Here is an 18,722-nt window from a genome sequence, read left to right on the forward strand (position 1 = left end):
TACCTTTGTATTCTCCTCTTTTTTACTTACCTTACTTATTGGCTGCCCTGCCAAACTGTGTGCACTTTTATACCTTGAAATAACGTTATCTGCATGGCAGCCGATAAAACTGTCCGCTTTATGCGTAATACCTACTGCTACTTTATTATCTCTATTATCACTCTTTGTTCTTTTCTTCCTATTGAAGAAGGTACACTAGACATTGGTGCTCCGTTGCCAAAGGCGGATGTGCTGTTAACGGATGTTTCCGGGCAACAGATCAGTCTTGGTAAGGCGAAGGGGCCTAATGGGTTATTGGTGATATTTTCGGCTAACAGCTGTCCTTATGTGATCCGTAATCAGGCCAGGACCAAAACGATCTGTCAGTATGCGAAGCAACGTCAGTTGGGTGTGGTGTTAGTGAATTCGAATGAGGCGATGCGTAGTGGGGAGGATTCTCCTGCAGCTATGAAATCTTATGCGGCTGCGCAGCAGTTTGAGTGGCATTATGTGATCGACAGGAAATCGGAGTTGGCGGATGCTTTCGATGCGCGTCATACGCCGGAGTGTTTTCTTTTTGACCGTTCGGGTATGTTGGTGTATAAGGGGGCGATAGATGATAATCCCGGCAATGCGGAAGCGGTAAAGATCCGGCATTTGCATAATGCGATCAACGATATGCTGGCAGGCAAGGCAGCCCAGGTTAGCAGTGCCCCATCTATGGGTTGCAATATTAAACGATTCTGATCATTGATCTTTTTAATAAACGAGCGGGCGACCTGTAATAACAGGTCGCCCGCTCGTTTTGTATGTTTTCTTGTATGATTATTCGCCTACGAGGAAGACGGCATTGCTGAACAGGAGTTTTCCGTTTTCCCAGAAGCTCCGGAACAGTGGATCATCGGCCAGCATAACGATGGTGCCATTTCCATTTTCCCGGGCGCCGAACAGCCAACCATCTTTCAGTTTGGCGCGGGTGTCTGTACCGACAAAACCAGCCATGTAATTATCTTTTTTCAGGACGCCTACATTCCAGCCATTTTCCATGAATTCATAGAGGCTGGCGTCTTGTTTGAGTGTGTAGTAGTAGTCCGGATAGCCGAAGGCCAGCGGATGGGTGTTATCCATTTGTACTTTATAAACGGCGCCGGGGATCATTTGTTTGATATAGTCTCTTTCTCTGTTGCCGTAAGGCTTCAGCAAGGCGTAGTTATCGCGGGATTTTTCTTTATCCTTTTCTTTTTCGTCATCTTCTTTCTTTTCTTTGATGCCCCACTCTCCTGCTGCCAGTTGTTTTACTGCATGTTGAAGTGCGACGAGGCGGCCGCCTGCATTGATCCATGCTTTGAGTTTTTCGACCTTTTCTTTTTCCCGCAGCAGGGAATAATCGCCATTGGGGAGGATGAGTACATCGATATTTTTCCAATCTACATCATCTATATCTATTTCGTTGATGATGGTGAGTGGGTATTGTATCTGTTGTTCGAAGAAATGCCATATTTCGCCTGCTGCCAGGGAGGATGTTTCTTCTCCTATGATCATGGCTACTTTCAGGGGGCGGATATAATGTACTTTATCGGAGCCGAAGTCCATTCCTTTTTCGACAAAGCCGGTGGAGACTGCATCTAGTGTTGTTTTGAAGGTATTAGCCAGGGAGGTGATGGTATCGTCGAATGCGGGGATGGTCTCGTTGCCGGATCTGGTGATGATAAGTGTACCTGCAGGATATTTTCTACCTGTTGCTGAAAATGGTGTTTCGGCGTATCTCACTTTGATGCCTTTGCGCAATATGGCGGAGAGGAATTTCACATCTTTTACGCTATTCCATTTAGCCAGGTAGGCGTATGGGCGGTTGGCCGCCAATGTGGTATTGTTGATAGCCGGCAGGTTTTCCTGTGCAGGTTGTATGGATTGCGGTACGGCATAAGCGGGGAGGCCATAGGCGTAAGGTAATGCCCAGGCGGTGATATCATAGGTAACGGAATCGGATAACCTGGATACGGGTTCGAACAATACTTTCAGCATGTTAGATTGTGTCTGAAAGGCATTGATGACCATATCTTCTTTAGCTATGGAGAAGGATTCGCTGCGGCCTGTTGCGTAGCTGAATCCATTTGCTTTATCCTGTGTTGCGCCGTATCCGAAGCGGATCTGGTTCTTTTTCAAGAGGTCGGCGAGGGATGCCAGTTTTTCTTCATTGCCTGCTGCTTTTACCACGTAGGTTTTGTAGTTACCGATGGGGTTGCGTTTAGCATCTGTGAAGTAGGCGGTGAATGCTTTCATGATCCTGGTGGCCTGTTGGGAGGATACTTCGAGTGTGGACAGGCCGGTGGTAACGTGGTGAGCTATACGATCGGTGAGGGTGAGTGTATCGCCATCGCGTTTGAGCACGGCAATACCGGCACGGCCGCTTCCTCCCTGTTCGTAGGTCATTCCTACGGCGCCGTTGTAGGTGGGGTAGGTATCTCCATAGCTGGGATAGAACAGGTCGAATCGTTCTTTGGTAAAGTAAAGCCAACCTTTTTCATCGAAGTATTTCGCGTTGTTTTTGCCGATGAGTGTTTGCAGTTCTCTTTGCCAGGGGGTGATGACTTCATGGATGGGTTCTGCTGCCGGAGCGAAGTAATAGGGAGCTTCTATTTCCTGTTCGTGGAAGTCGACATGTACATGAGGCATCCATTGGTTATAGGTGGCGACGCGTTGGCGGGATTCGGTTTGTGTTTGCCAGGCCCAGTCCCGGTTGAGATCGAAGTAGTAGTGATTGGATCTGCCGCCGGGCCAGGGTTCCCAATGTTCTCTAGCGTATCTGGCTGGATCTGCGAGGAGGCTACGGGTCTGGTTATAGAAGCTGACATATCTTTCGCGGCCATCGGGGTTGAGGCAGGGATCGATGATCACTATGGTATTTTGCAGCCATTGCTGGGTGGTGGTATTATTTTTATCTGCGAGCAGGTAGATGGTACGCATGGCAGCCTCGGTGGATACGGCTTCGTTACCATGAACGTTATAGCTTAGCCAGACGATGACGGGGAGGTCGGCGGGGTTGCCATCGGCGGTGGTGAGGCTGAGGTTGCGGCGGCGTATTTCGTCGAGGCGGCTGAAGTTGGCCGGAGCAGTGATGGTAGCGGTGATAAGCGGCCGACCTTCGTAGGTGGAGCCATAGGTCTGTAGTTGCATGTTGGGGGTAGCTGCGGCTACCGCCTTAAAGTATTCTATTACTTTATAGTGCGGTGTGAACTGTTGTCCCAGTTGGTAGCCCAGGAATTGTTCCGGGCTTTGCAGTTGTTGTGCACGGGTAGAGAGAAATAGGCAGCAGATAATGCTTGCTGCAATAATTTTTTTTAGCATGCCGGTATGAAGATTAGACTGCTAAAAATAAACATTTTAGTTCAGCAAATCGCTCTTCTTCCGGCTATTTGGGGGGAAGGTATCAGGCGTTGATGGATGGGATGGGGATGGCGCTTAAGAAGCTGCGTACCCTGGTGCGTAGTTCTATCATTTCCTGTTCGGACAGTCCTTCTGCTATCAGCATTTCATCTCTTCCGGTGCGTAGGGTAACGCTGTAGAGCGGCAGGCCACGGATGGTGCCCCTGATATTGACGTATATGCCATCTCCGCAGCCGGGAATAAATTGATGTTTGCCATTGACCCATACTTCGTGATGTTCGCTGCGTTGTATGATGATATCGACATTACGCCGGAAGCGGATGTAGTGGAGGCCTACAAAAAACAGGGCGGCACACCACAGGAGCAGCATAGATACCAGATAGGGTTCCCGGGAGGTACTATCGTGCAGGGATATACTGACTGCGTAATGGAAGTAGGCGACATAAAAGGTGATAAGGACGAATACCCACCAGAATCGGAAATGTTTGAGGCCTTTGTTTTTGGTAATGATCAGTTCATTATCAGCCTCGCTTATTTGGAAGGGGGATTGTCTCCTGGCATATATTTTCCGTACTACATCTACTTGTAGCACCATAATAAAAATACCGGCCAGCATTAGCTCTACCGTGCGCATAGGGATTGTATTAATAGTATATGACAAATCAGCCAATTGCATTCTGACTTACCCGGGTATTCCTACCTGGTATGTTCAAACGTGTTTTTCTCAATAGATCGATGATTAAGGCGGGGGTATCCGCCAGTCAAAAGCTCTCGACACTAACAGCCCTTTTTTTCTAAGTGGCAGGCGTTCATGATCACTCAGCCTGTATGATCCTGCCTGTGTGTGCAACTGAAAGCCCGATGCACGGTGGGCTTTCAGTTGCGGTGGTGGTTATTTTAGAGGTTCAGTTCCAGTCTGGCGAACAGGAAGCGGCCGTTATAGCCGAACTGTGTGGCTCTGCGGGAGTATCTGAACTGGTTATTGGTGGTATTATCCGGGTTGGCTACCAATTCCGGATAGATATCGAATACGTTGTTGCTACCAACGGTTATTTTGAGTGGTTTGGCAATGCGGTATCCGAGGGATATATCAGTTACTATCCGTGGATCGTATACCTGATAGAAGCGGGGATCTACCGTTGCTTCTTCTACACTACCAAAATACACATTTCGGAGGAATATATTAAATTTTTTAATGCTATAGTTCAAAGTCAGGTTTATTTTCTCTTTTGGCACGCTGCGTTCGAGGTATATTCTGCTGGCGCGGCTGAAGTAGCTATTTTCTTTATCGGCGAGTTTGGGGGAGGAATGGATGGGGCCTACTCTTTGTGTGGCGGAGTAGGTAGCTGCGAGGTCGGCGCGGAAGCTACCTGTTGCGATGCGGGTGCTGTAGGTGAGTACGAGGTCTACGCCTTTGGTTTCGGAGTTGATGGCATTGGCGAAGAATGCTGCTGAGTTGGCGTTGGCCAGTGCGAGCAGGCGATACAGTTCTTTATCGGCAGGTGAGGCGTTGGCGCTGTCGGCGCCTTTGAATGGATCTGTATATACGATACGATCGTCGATGCGGGTGAAATATCCATCGACGGTGAGGTTGAATTTGCCGAAGGAGGCAGTGAATCCGGCGCTGACGCTTTTTGATCTTTCGGGTTTGAGTTTGGGGATGCCTAATAGTTCGGCGGGCCGGCTGTTGTTGGTGAAGGTGCCTATTTCGTAGGGGACGCCATCGATGAATAGTGTGGAGGTGGTGGAATAGTATCGCTGGTGTAGAGAGGGAGCTCGGAAGCCGGTGCTGGCGGAGGCGCGGAAGGCGGCTTTTTTACTGATTTTGTATCGGGCTGTGAGTTTGCCGTTGATCGTAGATCCGAAGTCGTTATAGTTTTCGAAGCGGGCGGCGGCGCCTAGGAGGAAGTTGTGGGTGAAGTTGGCTTCTGCGTCGACGTAGGCGGCGATGGCGCTACGGCTGGCGTTGACGGCATTTTCGGGGCGGAATCCTGGGAATACCTGTGCGCCACCCGGACGCGGGGAGCCATCGGGGCCGAATTTGGTATTGATGGCCCCTTTGGGATCGGGGACGAGGATATCTCTGCCATTGGCATCTACGCCTATTTTGGTGGCGGTGCCGTAGTTGGTATAGGCGTTTTCCTCGCCGGCGACCAGTTGATAGTTTTCGAAGCGATGTTCGCCACCGAAGGCGATATCGAGTCCTTCCCATATGTGGAGGCGGCGGGAGAAGTCGAGGTTGGTGGTATTTTGGGTAAAGACGGGTCCACCGGAGTTGAAGGTGGTGGGGGATGCTTTTTCCAGGGAGGCGTTGAGGGAGTTTTCGACACGGAATATGAACTGGTTGCGGCCGTAGGTGTTGCTGAAGTCGACCTTCCACTCTCCTATTTTGCCTTTTATGCCGAAGGCCAGTGAGCGGTCGTATATGTCGGAATGTATTTCGGGGAGGTATCCAAAGGGATAGATGTCGATGATGTTGCGGGAGTCTGATGGCAGGCGGAATACGCCACCAGCCTGGCCATTGCGATATCCCATGCCACCGAATATGTATACTTCTGCATTTTCTACTGGTAAGGAGGCATTGAAGAACAGCTGGCTGCTGCGTATTTTGGACTGACCTGCGCGCATGCGGAAGTCGTTGCGGGTTTTATTATTGGCCAGCAGGAATGAATCGGTGCGATCGACATTGCCCGGGAACCGGCGGTATATGGGGCCTACCCAGGGTCCGGAGCGGTTGGTATAGTTACGATAGTCGTAGGAGCCACCCAGGTTGACGAATCCACCTTTGGTACCGAGTGGGATGCCGTAGTTCACGGCGGTTTGTACGGTCTGGCCATCCATATTATTATCGGCCTGAGGGGTGACATTGGCGCCGGTGGTGACGTTTACGTTAAGGCGGTTGACGGTATTTTTCAGGACGATATTGATCACGCCTGCGATGGCATCGGAGCCATATTGTGCGGCGGCGCCATCGCGCAGTATTTCTATGCGATCGATAGCGGAGGTGGGGATGGCGTTCATATCGGTGCCGACGGCGCCTCGTCCGAAGGAGCCATTTACATTTACGAGGGCGGTATTATGCCGGCGTTTGCCGTTGATGAGCACGAGTACCTGATCGGGGCCGAGCCCTCTGAGGGAGGCCGGGTCGATATGGTCGGTGCCATCGGCGACTGTTTGAGTACCTGAGCTGAAGGAGGGAGCGATATAGTTGAGTATCTGATTGACGGACACCTGGGGAGCGTCGCTGACGATACGTTTGACATCTATCACATCGACGGGTACGGGCGTTTCTGTTTGTGTACGCGGGAGGTTACGGGAGCCCAGTACGACGAGTTCATTCATGACGGTGGTGGTGGTCAGTACGAAGTCGATTTCGAGGCGTTGGCCGGCGGCGACGGTGATTTCTTTTTTCTGGGAGGCGTAGCCTACGAAGCTGGCGGACAAGGTGTAGCTACCCGGGATGATTTGGAGGGTAAAGCTACCGGTGTGGTTCGTATACGCTCCTTTGTTGGTGCTTTCTACCTGGACGGTGGCACCCTGTAATGGTGTTTTTCCATCGGTGATCCGGCCGGTGATGACGGCTGTCTGAGCGGAGGATACGCCATATATCAGGCATAACAAAAGGGTCCATAGCTGCCTGGAGGGGGCATGGAGTGGGTTATACATAGGAATGCAGATTTGGGTTATCTAATTTAGATTTTGGTTATGCGTAATATAGTGATTTGTCAATTATTTTTCAACAGTTGTCGGAGATATGCTAATTTAGGCGCAAACGAAAGAGGCTATGTATACCCGGATTTTCCCTTTGGCGTTGTTGCTATGTGTACAACAGGTCAATGCGCAGACGACACCCACCGATAACCCTTATCATTATACGATACAGAAGCAGTTAAATGTGCGGCACGGGGCGGTGGTCTCGGCCCATCCGTTGGCCAGTGCGGCAGGTTTGCAAATGTTGCGGGCCGGCGGCAATGCGGTGGATGCGGCGATCTCTACGCAGTTGGCATTGGCGGTGGTATTTCCCTTGGCCGGTAACCTGGGGGGTGGTGGATTCCTGGTGGGTCATCTGAAGAATGGTCAGCAGTTGGCGATAGACTACCGGGAGGCGGCACCTGCGGCGGCCAGCCGTAATATGTACCTGGACAGTAGTGGGAATGCTATTACTACTTTAAGTCAGGACGGGCATCTTGCTGCCGGTATACCGGGGACGGTAGCCGGGTTGTATGCCTCTTTACGTTATGGTAAGCTGAAGATGGGACAGTTGATTGCGCCCGCTATTGCGCTGGCGGAGAAGGGTTTTGTGATCACGCAGCTGGAAGCGGATAATCTGAACCGGTACCGGGAATCGTTTTTAAAATTGAATACGATGCCTACTGCTTTTGTGCGGGATCGGCCCTGGAAGGCCGGGGATACGCTGGTGCAGCCGGATTTGGCGCGTACGTTACAACGTATTGCGGATAAGGGGATGGCAGGTTTTTACGAAGGGGAGACGGCGTCGCTGATTGTAGCGGAGATGCAACGTGGACACGGTATTATTACTGCGCAAGATCTGCGGCAATACCGGGCGAAGGAAAGAAAAGCGATGACTTTCCCTTATAGGGGATATACGATTGTCACGATGCCATTGCCCTCCAGTGGGGGCATCTTATTGCGGCAATTACTCGGCATGGTGGAAAAGTATCCGCTTGCCAAATGGGGGTTTCATTCGCCGGCGGCTATGCAGCTGATGATAGAAGCGGAACGCCGGGCTTATGCGGACCGTGCGGAGTATATGGGGGATGCTGATTTTGTGAAGGTACCTGTTAAGGCGTTGACGAACCCTGCGTATATCAGCAACCGGATGAAGGATTATACGCCTGACAAGGCGGGATCGAGTGAGCAGGTGAAGGCTGGTACGTGGCCGGAGAGTGAGGAGACGACTCACCTGTCGGTGATGGATGCGGAAGGTAATGCGGTATCTGTGACGACAACGCTGAATGGTGTGTATGGCAGCCGGGTGGTGGTTGGTAAGGCTGGATTTATTCTTAATAACGAGATGGATGATTTCAGTATTAAACCAGGTGTACCTAATATGTACGGTCTGGTGGGTGCGGAAGCCAATGCTATTGCGCCCGGTAAACGTATGCTGAGTTCTATGACGCCGACTATTGTGTTGAAGGGTAAGCAGCCTGTTATCGTGGCGGGGACGCCAGGTGGGTCTACTATCATTACCTCTGTGTTTCAGACGGTAGTGAATTTGCTGGACTTCGGGTTGAGTACGGATGAGGCGGTGAACAGTCCGAAGTTTCACCATCAATGGTTGCCGGATGAGGTGTATATAGAGCCATCTTTTCCTGCGGAGCCGGTAGCGGCATTGGAGAAGATGGGATATAAGATGAAGTCGCGTGCAGCTATAGGCCGTACGGAGGTGATCCGGCGGAATGGTAAGGGGGAGCTGGAGGCGGTGGGTGATCACCGGGGGGATGACAGTGCAGCGGGCTATTAATCAAACGTACACCAACTCAAATCTATTGATATGTCAGTTGCAACTATTTACCTGGATAGTGTATTGAAGCGTCTTCAATATTATAAATCGCTAGGTGACAAGACGTTGTTTTTATTGTCAGCGGAGCAGTTACATTGGTCGCCGGACAGTAATTCCAACAGTATTTATCTAATCGTCAAACATGTGAGTGGGAATATGTTGTCGCGATGGACGGATTTTCTGTACAGTGATGGGGAGAAGCCGAATCGCCAGCGGGATCTTGAATTTGAGGAGGAGGAGGCCACGAAGGAGGAGGTGATAGCGATATGGGAGAAAGGCTGGAAATGTATGCTGGATGCTATTGGTGCGTTGTCGCCGGGGGACCTGGAGCGGATCGTGCTGATACGCAACGAGGAGCATTCGGCGCTGGACGCTATTAACCGGCAGCTGGCACATATCCCCTATCATGTGGGGCAGATCATCTATGCCGGTAAGATGCTGGCCGGGGATCGTTGGGAAAGCCTGTCTATTCCGAAGGGGAAGTCGGAAGATTTTAACAAAACCAAGTTTGGAAAATAAACGGATATGCGTATAAAAGAGACGGTGGTATTGCTGTGTGTATTGGCGGTAACGGTGATGAGTGCCTGTAATTCCGGGAAGGCCAATAAACATTTGATGCACAAAAAGTGGAAGGTGTATGATGTACAGGTGCCGAAGGAAGACGGCTATAACATTACGCAGGTGAACCAGGCTACTGAATTGAAGCGAGGTTATTACAGCGATGCTTATTATCAGTTTCTGGAAAACAACCTGTTCATTGCGACGGTAGCTGGCAAAGCGGATTCGGGGCGTTACGAGCTGCTGAGTAACGGGGAAGTGATCTCTGTGACGGCGGCCAACGGGGGGCGTAGTTCGGAGCACCTGGTAACCATTACGCGGCTGGATGACACTCATTTTGATATGAAGGTACTTTCCGGCGATTATCATTTTATATTGATGACGAAAGCGGAATAACGTGATACTACAAACATCGGCACAGGCTGGCAGGACGACTTTTATAGAGGAGCGGGAGTATTTGTTCTTTTCGGGTTTCTCTTACCTGGGTATGCATGTGTTGCCTGCTTTTATACAAGCGTTATCGGAAGGGTTATTGCGTTATGGCGCGATCTTTCCCTCTTCGCGGGTTGCCAACTTGCGGTTACGGTTGTATGAGGAGCTGGAGCATGCGCTGGCTATCAAGACGGGCCAGCAGGCGGCGGTGACGTTTTCATCCGGGTACCTGGCTTCGCAGGCGGCGGCTACTTATGCACAGACGCAAGGCGCTTTGTTATATGCTCCGCAGACACATCCTGCTTTGCAGATCAGTAAGGTGAGTATTCCCCATGTACCACGGGAGGAATGGATCGCACATACGATCGAGCAGGTCAATGCCGGCGGGGATCATCACTATGTGATACTGGCGGATGCGGTGAATCCGCTGACGGGTACGATCTATGATTTCAGCTGGCTGCAACAGCTGGAGCGTAAGGTGTTGGTGGTTATTGACGATTCGCACGGGTTTGGGGTGATTGGTAGGGAGGGCAATGGTATTGCCGGTATGTTGCCTGTTCATGGGTCGTTGCGTTACCTGATAGTGGCCTCTTTGGCTAAAGCGCATAGTGTGGAGGGCGGTATGATCGCCGGACATGCCAGTGATATAGCCACGTTGCGTAAGCTACCCTGTTATACTGCCAGTACGGGGGTAGCGCCACCTTATGCGCATGCTTACCTGGAGAGCAGGTCATTGTTTGACAGGCAGCGGCAATCGTTGCAACTGAAGATAGATCATTTTGCGCAGCTGATCGCCGGTATCTCCTTTATTCATCAACCGCAGCGGCTGCCGATGTTTATCCTGGAGGGCCATGCGGATATTGCGGATTTTCTACAGCAGCATGACATTCTTATTTCTTCTTTTGCGTATCCGGACCCCAGCGGAGCGCTGATCAACCGGGTTGTGTTGTCGGCCTTACATACTTCGGAGGACCTGGAGCTATTGTCGCGTATCATCCGGCATTACCAGGTGTCCTGTTAACCATGTATCCCGGATACCATTATTACGTATTACGGGCCGACGGGTATACGGTAGTGCCTGTACACTAATACGGTAGTTTATTTTAAGGCACGGACCGATGTTTAATGAATAAATAATATGGCTTTAACATTGCAATAACAGCAGCTTTTTATTATTATGGGATATAAACCTCATAACCCATGAAAACAAGAGCACTTCTGTTGTTAACCGGCTTTATTGCCCTATTTGCTATTTCCTGTCGAAAAGAAGCAATTAATGACCCCCAGCGTCCTGAGGCGCATGATCACCGTACTGTAAGTGCGGAAACTACTTACCCTGGATTTCCTGAAGGATTTGAGTCTGGCACTAAAGGGGCCTATGCAGCGGGAGATGTTACGCTTGGCAGCGGCACCTGGAACATGGACAATGCCCTGATCGGCAACCTGGCTACTGACCGTAAGAATGGCGCTAAGGCGGTACGTATGCAGAACACCGGTAAGATCACTATGAAATTTGATCTTAGCGCTGGAGCTGACCAGGTGAGTGTGTCACACGGCAGTTTTGGTTCTGACGCATCGAGTACGTGGGAACTCTGGTATTCTACCAATGGTGGTAGCAGCTGGACTAAAGCCGGCAGCACTATCACGACGAATTCTACGAGCCTGAGTGTAGCTACCTTTACGATCGGAGCGACAGGTGCTGTTCGCTTTGAGATCCGTAAATTAGGCGGCGGACGTCTGAACATTGATGATTTTACTGTTGGTGACAATGGTCCCGGCGGTAATCCTGGTGGTACGGCTACCCGTGATGACAACATGGGTATGGGTAATCCCAGCAATGCAAGTACCAGCGATCCTGACAACTACCTGATGGTGAAGACACAGTATGCATTGTCTTACAACAACAGCCGTGGTACTTCCAACTGGACCAGCTGGCATTTGAGCACAGCCTGGACTGGCAGTCAATCCCGTTGTGATTGTTTTTCCGGCGACAACACGTTGCCCTCCAACTTTTACATGGTGACGACTTCTGACTACACCGGCGGTGGTTTTGACCGTGGTCATCTGTGTCCTTCTGCTGACCGTAATGCGAATGCTACGGACAATGCTGCTACTTTCCTGATGACCAACATGATGCCGCAAGCGCCTAATAACAACCAACAGACCTGGGCCCGCCTGGAGGAGTACAGCCGTACGTTGACCAACAATGGTTATGAGCTGTATATCATTGCAGGTAACTATGGTATTGGTGGAGAGGGCACAAAAGGTACTGCCAACACGATCGCCGGAGGTAAGGTGACGGTACCATCCCGTGTATGGAAGATCATTGTAGTATTGCCTATCGGTACTAATGATGCCAGCCGGGTGAGCACTTCTACCCGTGTGATTGCGGTGGATATGCCGAACACACAGACGGTGAATACACAACCATGGGGTTACTACCGTACTACTGTAGATGCTATCGAGCAAGCTACGGGACATAACTTCCTGACTAACGTACCTGCGAACATACAAGCAGTTATTGAAGCTCAGGTAGACAATGGTCCTACTTCCTGATCTTTATTGTCTGTGTGGAAGCTGTATTAGTCAGGAACGGGGATATTGTTTTTGCGGGTAAGCGGAGACAATTACGGTACCTGCTGAACAGGCCGGCCGAAGTAATTAAACATCCAGTGATTAAGCGATAGTACGGATGATCAGCGGCATATTAAAGTATTAAATACTTACAAAGACGGGAAGCTGGTGTATACTTATAGTTCTCCGAATAAATAACCTGCGATATTGTATTATAGCGAAGGGCTATCTCATTTACTGAGACAGCCCTTTTTCATTCACGGTATAACAGGATATGGAAAACAACGCTATTGCAATATTTCTTTGATCTTATTGTACAAGTCTTCTCCACGTATGCCTCTGGCGATTACTTTTCCCTGAGCGTCCAGCAGGAAATTGTCGGGGACGGCGCTGATGCCCAGTTGTTTTGCGACAGGTTCGTCCCATTTCTTCAGGCCGGATACGTGGTGCCATGGCATGCCATCTTTGATGATTGCATTTTTCCAGCGGTCGATGTTGTCATCGAGGGAGATGCTGATGATATCGAATCCTTTTTCATGAAAAGCGTTGAATGCTTTTACTATGTTGGGATTTTCGGCACGGCAGGGTTTGCACCAGCTGGCCCAGAAATCTACGAGGACGACTTTGGCATTCTTCAGGACATCGTTCAGTTTTACTTCCCGGCGGGTGGTATCCAGCGCGGCAAATAATGGCATTAGGGCGCCAGGTACTATGCGGGCGGCTGTTTCCAGGCGGGCGGAGAAGTCTTTACCCAGTGGTGTTTGTTTTATTTCTTTAGTGAGCAGCTTGAACAGAGGCGCGGTGATATGGTACTGCATGTTGACACCGGCCATGTTATTCAGTGTTTCGAGGGATATAAAGGAAGCGGGATGGGATCTGATGAAGCGGGAGCGTATGGCGGTGATGCTATCTATCCATATGCGATATTCTTTGTCCAGTGCTTGTCCTTCGGCACCTTTACGTTGCTCTTCGGGTAGTGTCATGGCCTTGTTGCGCAGCACGAGTATTTTATCCAGGAAAGGTTGTACGAGGGCGGTTATTTCCCGGTGGTCTTTATTCACGTATCGGGATGTGACGGTGCCTTTCCGCAGGGAGTCTTTAGCCTGTATGGTGACGATACCTGGTTCTATGTAACAGCTATTGCCATCGCGAACGCGGTCGTGGTGGAGGTTGTCGAGGCGGTATACGAATACTTGCCGTGGTTCTGCCAGATGCCCCTTGAATTCGAAGCGGCCATTTACGGCGATGGTGGTGTCCTGGATCTGCTTATTTTTTTCGAATCGCAGCATGATAACGGTGTCTTGTCCGTTCCAGTTTTGTACGGTTCCTTTGAGGCGGTATGCCTGCTGTGCGGAGGTGAGGACTGGCAGGAGCAGCAGGCCAAAGCTTATTTTATTCATAGCCTTCATTTTGTGTCAGGTTTGGATTTTTTAATCTTTCGTTACGAGGGATGGGCAGCAGTATGGCATTTTTGTTCCAGTTGGGTTTGCGGATACTGTATAAGGCATCGGCGAGGCCGCTGCGTTTGACATCGAACCAGCGATGGCCCTGTTCGCCGAACAATTCTGTCATTCTTTCTTTGGCGATGGCCTGGAGGAGTTCTTCTTTTGAGATGCCCGGGGAGGTGTTTGCCAAGAGTGTTATTCCGGCGCGTTTTCTCACGACGTCGAGGTCTGCGATGGCTTCCTGTAATTTGCCTTGCCAGGCTCTTGCTTCGGCGCGGATGAGGTATTGTTCTGCGAGGCGGAGCAAGGTGAGTGCTTCTGTTTTGGGGTTGTTATTGTCGTTGACCTGGTATTTGTAGTAGGCGGTATCGCCGTTGCTGGCTTTGAGTGTCCAGCGGGTGATACGTTGGTCATCTTTTTCGAATGCGGCGCTTAGGTAATGGGAGAAGCGGCAGGATGGGTTGGTGGCGTTGCCGGTGAGGCGGTTGATTTCCATGGTGTATTTGTTGGTGCCTGGGTTGGCGATCTGGAGGATGGCTTCTTTAGAGGATATGAGGAATACGTTGTTGAGTGAGTCGAGCTGGTACAGGCCTGACTGGATTACGTTTCCTGCCTGTTTTTCGGCCTCTGTCCAGTTCTTCCTGTATAGTTGTACCCTTGCCAGCATTGCGGTGGCGGCCCATTTATTGGCTCTGAGTCTGTTGCCGGCAGTAGTGTATTGGTCGCCGGCCTGGGCCTGGGCGCTGGCGAGGTCGGTGAGTATCTGTTCGTACACTTTATCTGCCGGTGTGCGACCCAATATTGCGTTTACTCTATAGTCGGAGGTAAGTGAGAGAGGTACATCGCCGAAGGTATTGACCATATAGAAGTAGCAATATGCGCGGAGGAAGCAGGCTTCGCCCGTCAGCTGTTGTTTGACGGGGGCAGAGATACCCGGAGATTTCTGTACGTTTTCGAGCAGCACGTTGATCTGGTAGAGCATGTTATAGAAACCGCTCCAGATGGAAGCTGCTCCTTCGGAGGTGGCAGTGAGGTTGTTGTCGAGGAAATTCTGCTGGTCTGCGGAGTAGGAAAGGCGGACGAGTTCGTCGGACGCCAGTCCGAAGCTGGTAGAGAGGAGGCCGCTGAGGGGCCCCTGAGACCAAACGTTTTGTGTGCTGGCGTATATTCCCCGCATGCTGGAGTTGGCCTTTCCATCATCGCCGAATGCGGCGGCGGTGGTGATCTGGTTGTTAGGCAGTGGTACGTCGACAAACTTGTTGCAAGCTGTCATGGCAGCAGCGAGGAGTGTTGCGTATAGTAGCTGTTGGTAAGGAAATTTCTTTATCATAATTGCTGATAGTTAAGCGGTGATCAAAAGCCTACCTGCAGGCCGGCGGTGATGGTACGTAGTGGTGAGAGGCGGTTGATGAAGCCTGTTTCCGGGTCTGTCACTTTCATTTTTGAGAAGGTGAGTAGATTTTCTGCGAGGGCGTATATTCTGGCGTTGCTGAAGCGGACTTTTTTGGTCCACTGTCCGGGCAGGTTGTAGGATATGGATATGTTTTTGAGGCGCAGGAAGGAGGCGTCGCTATATCTGAGGTCGGAGAAGAAGGCGGCGTTCCAGCCGGTGATTGCGTTGGAGGGGCCGGTGTTGGCGGTGACCAGTTTCTGGTATTTGGCATTATCGCCCGGGTGTTTCCAGGTATCGAGGGCATCGACCGGCAGGTTTTGCATGGCCCCTGCGGGTAGCGGGGAGAGGCCTCCTATCAGATATCCCATCCAATTGACGCCCTGCTGGCGGGTGAACTGGAGGAGGAAATCGAGTTGTAGTCTTTTATACCTGATGGTGTTGGTCATACCGCCATAGTATTTTGGATCGGTATCGAATGCGGGTTGCAGGTCGCCGCCGGCGGTGCTGGCGGAGCCCTGGAAGGTGCCGTTCTTATTGACATCTTCTATGGTATACAGGCCGGTGTTAGGATCGATGCCAGTATATTTTGCGACATATACGAGGTTGAGGGATCGTCCTATTTGGTAGCGCTGTGCGTAGGAGGTTTGGTCCAGGCCATCGAAGCGCAGGAGGCGGTTGCGAGGCAGGGTGAGGTTGAAGCGGGTGGTCCAGTCGAAATTCTTTTGTTTGATGTTATTGCTGGTGAATATGAATTCGATGCCTCTGTTTTCTACCAATACGCCTTTGAGGTTGGCGGTGATGGTGGGGAAGCCGGTCATATCGGGGAGCGGGTATTCTACCAGGGGATCGCTGGAGCGGTTTCTGTACCAGGCGGCGCTAAAGAGGAAGCGGTCTTTGAAGAAGCCTGTTTCGACGGCTATTTCGAGTTTGAGGTTTTTCTCCCAGTGTAGATCGGGTTTGAACAACGCGGAAGGCGTAAATGCGGTTTGGTTGTTGTAGGTTGGGTAAAAGAGATAAGACGTGTATGCATCGAGGTATTTATAGTCCCCTATTTTATCATTGCCGGTGATACCGTAGCTGGCACGTATTTTACCATAGCTCATGAAGGGGAATGCTTTCATAAAGTTTTCGCTTGAGAACAGCCATGCTGCTCCTATGGCGCCGAAGTTAGAGAATCGGTAATTGGGGCCGAAGCGGCTGGAGCCATCTCGGCGGCCGGAGAGGTTGACGATATATTTATCATCGTAGTTATAATTGATCCTACCGAAGAAAGCCTGGTATTTGTATTCGTTCTGTATGCTGTTGGGGCTAATGAAGGCGTTGGCGGGGATACCGGAGAAGGAACCCAGGAATTCGTCGCTGGTGTATCCTTTTACGGTAAAGCTGTAGCCTTTATTGGCCTGGCTTTGGTAGGTTGCCCCTGCGAGTATGTCTAGTTTAGATTTGTTGAAAGCGCGGTTGTATTGTATCTGTGGTTCGACTATCCAGCTGGCGAAGCGGTTGTTGCCGAACTGGGCCATGCCGGTGAGGTCTTGTGTATTCGGGTTTTGTGCTGTTTTGGGTGTGAGTCGTTGTTCATTGACGGTGATGCTGTTGTATCCGATGCTGCTGCGGATGGAGAGGCCAGGCAGCAGGTTATATGACAGCAAGGCATTGGAGAGGAAGTTGGCTGCATTGGAGGTGTATTTGTTATACAGGTATGCGAGTGGGTTATCTGTGCTGATACCTTTTTCATTCCATACGAGGCCGCCGACGGAGTCATACAGTGCCTGATTTGGGGGCAGGATGATATAGCTAGCCAGGTCGGCGGCGGTGGAGGTGTTTTTGTTTGCGGAATAATTGATATCGAAGTTGGCATTGAATTTATGATCGGCTGTGCTGGTGTTGAGGCTGAGTTGCCCGGATGCTCTGGAGTTGGGGAATGTGCCGGGGTATACGCTGGTTTCCCGGTAGTAACCGCCATTGATACGGAACTGTACGAGCTGTGATCCACCGGACATGGAAGCCTGCGCGTTGGTGATGCTGGCGGTGCCCCCGATGAGTTGGCGAGGGAGGTTGTTGTCGCGGGTGGTATCCCAGACGAGGAGGTCGTATGCGTTGGCGTTTGTTTTTGTTTTGTTATCGTTGGCGAAGGCTTCGTTCCTCATGGCGACATACTGTTTGGTACTGAGCATTTGGGGGATCTTTGCGCGGCTACCGCCGGTGTTGATATCGATATTGAAGCGGGTGGCACCCGCTTTACCCCGGCGGGTGGTGATGAGGATGACGCCGTTGGCGCCGCGGCTGCCGTATATGGCGGTGGCGTCGGCATCTTTGAGTATCTCAATGCTTTCTATATCTGCCATGTTGATACTATTGAGCGGGCTTAGTCCGGAGCTGCTGTAGCCGGATATAGCGGATGACAGGAGGTTGATATTGGCGTTGCCGGCGGCGAGGGGTATTCCATCGAGGAGAAAGAGCGGTTCGTTATTAGCCCCTTTATATTGGTCGACCTGTGTGCGGCCTCTGATCTCTACTTTGAAGGCGGCGCCCGGCACGCCGGATGTCTGGTTGATGACTACTCCCGGTGTCAGTCCTTGCAAGGCTGCCAGTACGTTTGATACGGGGGCCCGGTTGATCTCGCGGCCTTCTATTTTGGTGATGTTGCTGGTACTGAGGCGGCGGGAGGTGATGCCATATGCTTGGACTACTTTTTCGTCCAGTGCGCTGACGGCGACCTCCATTACAATTCTCATGTTTGTTATTGGCAAGGCATTTATTTCTCTGGTCTGGAAGCCGATGAAGGAGACCACTAATATATCGCCGGTATTGGCTTTAATATTAAAATGTCCGCTGGCATCTGTGTTGACGAGGGTCTGGGCGCCTTTGATGCGGATGGTGGCCCCTGGTAGGGGGGAGCCATCGGCGGCCAGTACGAATCCACCGATATCAGTTGGCGGAGGTGTTTCTGCGGTTGTGATGGCGGCGGTTACTTTTTCCAGGATGATGATATTGTTGTTGCGGATGGTGTAGGTAAGCGAACGATCTTTCAGTACCTGTTGTAGCAGTGTTTCTACGGATACGTTCTTTACGGTGACGGTGACTGGTTTTTCGGCGCGTATGGATTCCAGGTCATAGAATACCAGTAATCCGGTTTGGTAGCGGATCTCTTTGAATACTTCTTTCATTGAGAGGTTATTCCCGTTCAAGGTGATGGTCTGGGAGGATACCTTTGCGGATATGTGCAGACAGCAAGCGAGGAGCAGATAAGCGGTAAATCGCATAGCTCTGATGATTTTGGACCGGAACAGGTGGTGGTACCGGCAGGTGAATTTTGGTTGTTCGAGCGGGCCAGGCATGGAAAGGCCCTTACAAAGCGCGTAGATTTGCATACTTTCGTACGAGTTAATGGTTGATAAATAGTGATGTCTTGCGAGGACGTTATTTATTT

At 50.9% G+C, this 18,722-nt stretch carries 12 protein-coding genes; 6 read left to right on the forward strand and 6 right to left on the reverse strand.

Annotated elements, in window-relative coordinates:
- Positions 1–93 precede the first annotated feature (93 nt).
- Entirely contained in the window at positions 94–726 is a 633-nt protein-coding gene (locus KTO58_RS14605; protein WP_225859756.1) for a redoxin family protein, read from the forward strand.
- A gap of 78 nt (positions 727–804) precedes the next feature.
- Here KTO58_RS14605 and KTO58_RS14610 read toward each other — a convergent pair whose 3' ends face one another.
- The 3 genes from KTO58_RS14610 to KTO58_RS14620 all read right to left on the reverse strand — a co-directional run bounded on the left by KTO58_RS14610 (position 805) and on the right by KTO58_RS14620 (position 7,032).
- On the reverse strand, positions 805–3,327 hold the full coding sequence (locus KTO58_RS14610) for a M14 metallopeptidase family protein (RefSeq protein ID WP_095838657.1): 2,523 nt from the start codon (positions 3,325–3,327) through the stop codon (positions 805–807).
- A gap of 82 nt (positions 3,328–3,409) precedes the next feature.
- Complete coding sequence (locus KTO58_RS14615; RefSeq protein ID WP_095838656.1) at positions 3,410–4,000, reverse strand: hypothetical protein; 591 nt, start codon at positions 3,998–4,000, stop codon at positions 3,410–3,412.
- Positions 4,001–4,263: 263 nt separating this feature from the next.
- Complete coding sequence (locus KTO58_RS14620) at positions 4,264–7,032, reverse strand: TonB-dependent receptor (protein WP_095838655.1); 2,769 nt, start codon at positions 7,030–7,032, stop codon at positions 4,264–4,266.
- A 118-nt stretch (positions 7,033–7,150) separates the two neighbouring features.
- Between KTO58_RS14620 and ggt the strand changes: the two genes are divergently transcribed.
- From ggt to KTO58_RS14645, 5 genes are all read left to right on the forward strand, one after another.
- Complete coding sequence (ggt, locus tag KTO58_RS14625) at positions 7,151–8,851, forward strand: gamma-glutamyltransferase (RefSeq protein WP_095838654.1); 1,701 nt, start codon at positions 7,151–7,153, stop codon at positions 8,849–8,851.
- A gap of 30 nt (positions 8,852–8,881) precedes the next feature.
- A complete protein-coding gene (locus KTO58_RS14630) occupies positions 8,882–9,409 on the forward strand; it encodes a DUF1572 family protein (protein WP_095838653.1) in 528 nt (175 codons plus the stop codon).
- 6 nt (positions 9,410–9,415) lie between these two features.
- Positions 9,416–9,844, forward strand: coding sequence for a hypothetical protein (locus tag KTO58_RS14635; protein ID WP_095838652.1), 429 nt, complete (start codon positions 9,416–9,418; stop codon positions 9,842–9,844).
- A gap of 1 nt (position 9,845) precedes the next feature.
- Positions 9,846–10,901 carry an aminotransferase class I/II-fold pyridoxal phosphate-dependent enzyme gene (locus KTO58_RS14640; protein ID WP_095838651.1) on the forward strand — a complete coding sequence of 352 codons (1,056 nt, stop codon included), beginning with the start codon at positions 9,846–9,848 and terminating at the stop codon, positions 10,899–10,901.
- A gap of 179 nt (positions 10,902–11,080) precedes the next feature.
- Entirely contained in the window at positions 11,081–12,436 is a 1,356-nt protein-coding gene (locus KTO58_RS14645) for a DNA/RNA non-specific endonuclease (RefSeq protein ID WP_095838650.1), read from the forward strand.
- 305 nt (positions 12,437–12,741) lie between these two features.
- Here the strand turns inward: KTO58_RS14645 and KTO58_RS14650 are convergent, their stop codons facing one another.
- The 3 genes from KTO58_RS14650 to KTO58_RS14660 are packed head-to-tail and all read right to left on the reverse strand — an operon-like array spanning position 12,742 to position 18,663.
- Positions 12,742–13,854 carry a TlpA disulfide reductase family protein gene (locus tag KTO58_RS14650; RefSeq protein ID WP_198315238.1) on the reverse strand — a complete coding sequence of 371 codons (1,113 nt, stop codon included), beginning with the start codon at positions 13,852–13,854 and terminating at the stop codon, positions 12,742–12,744.
- Complete coding sequence (locus tag KTO58_RS14655) at positions 13,847–15,229, reverse strand: RagB/SusD family nutrient uptake outer membrane protein (protein WP_095838648.1); 1,383 nt, start codon at positions 15,227–15,229, stop codon at positions 13,847–13,849. Before KTO58_RS14655 ends, KTO58_RS14650 begins: the two co-directional genes overlap by 8 nt.
- Positions 15,230–15,252: 23 nt before the next feature.
- A complete protein-coding gene (locus KTO58_RS14660) occupies positions 15,253–18,663 on the reverse strand; it encodes a SusC/RagA family TonB-linked outer membrane protein (RefSeq protein WP_095838647.1) in 3,411 nt (1,136 codons plus the stop codon).
- Positions 18,664–18,722 lie beyond the last annotated feature (59 nt).

Source organism: Chitinophaga pendula (genome assembly GCF_020386615.1).
GTDB lineage: Bacteria > Bacteroidota > Bacteroidia > Chitinophagales > Chitinophagaceae > Chitinophaga > Chitinophaga pendula.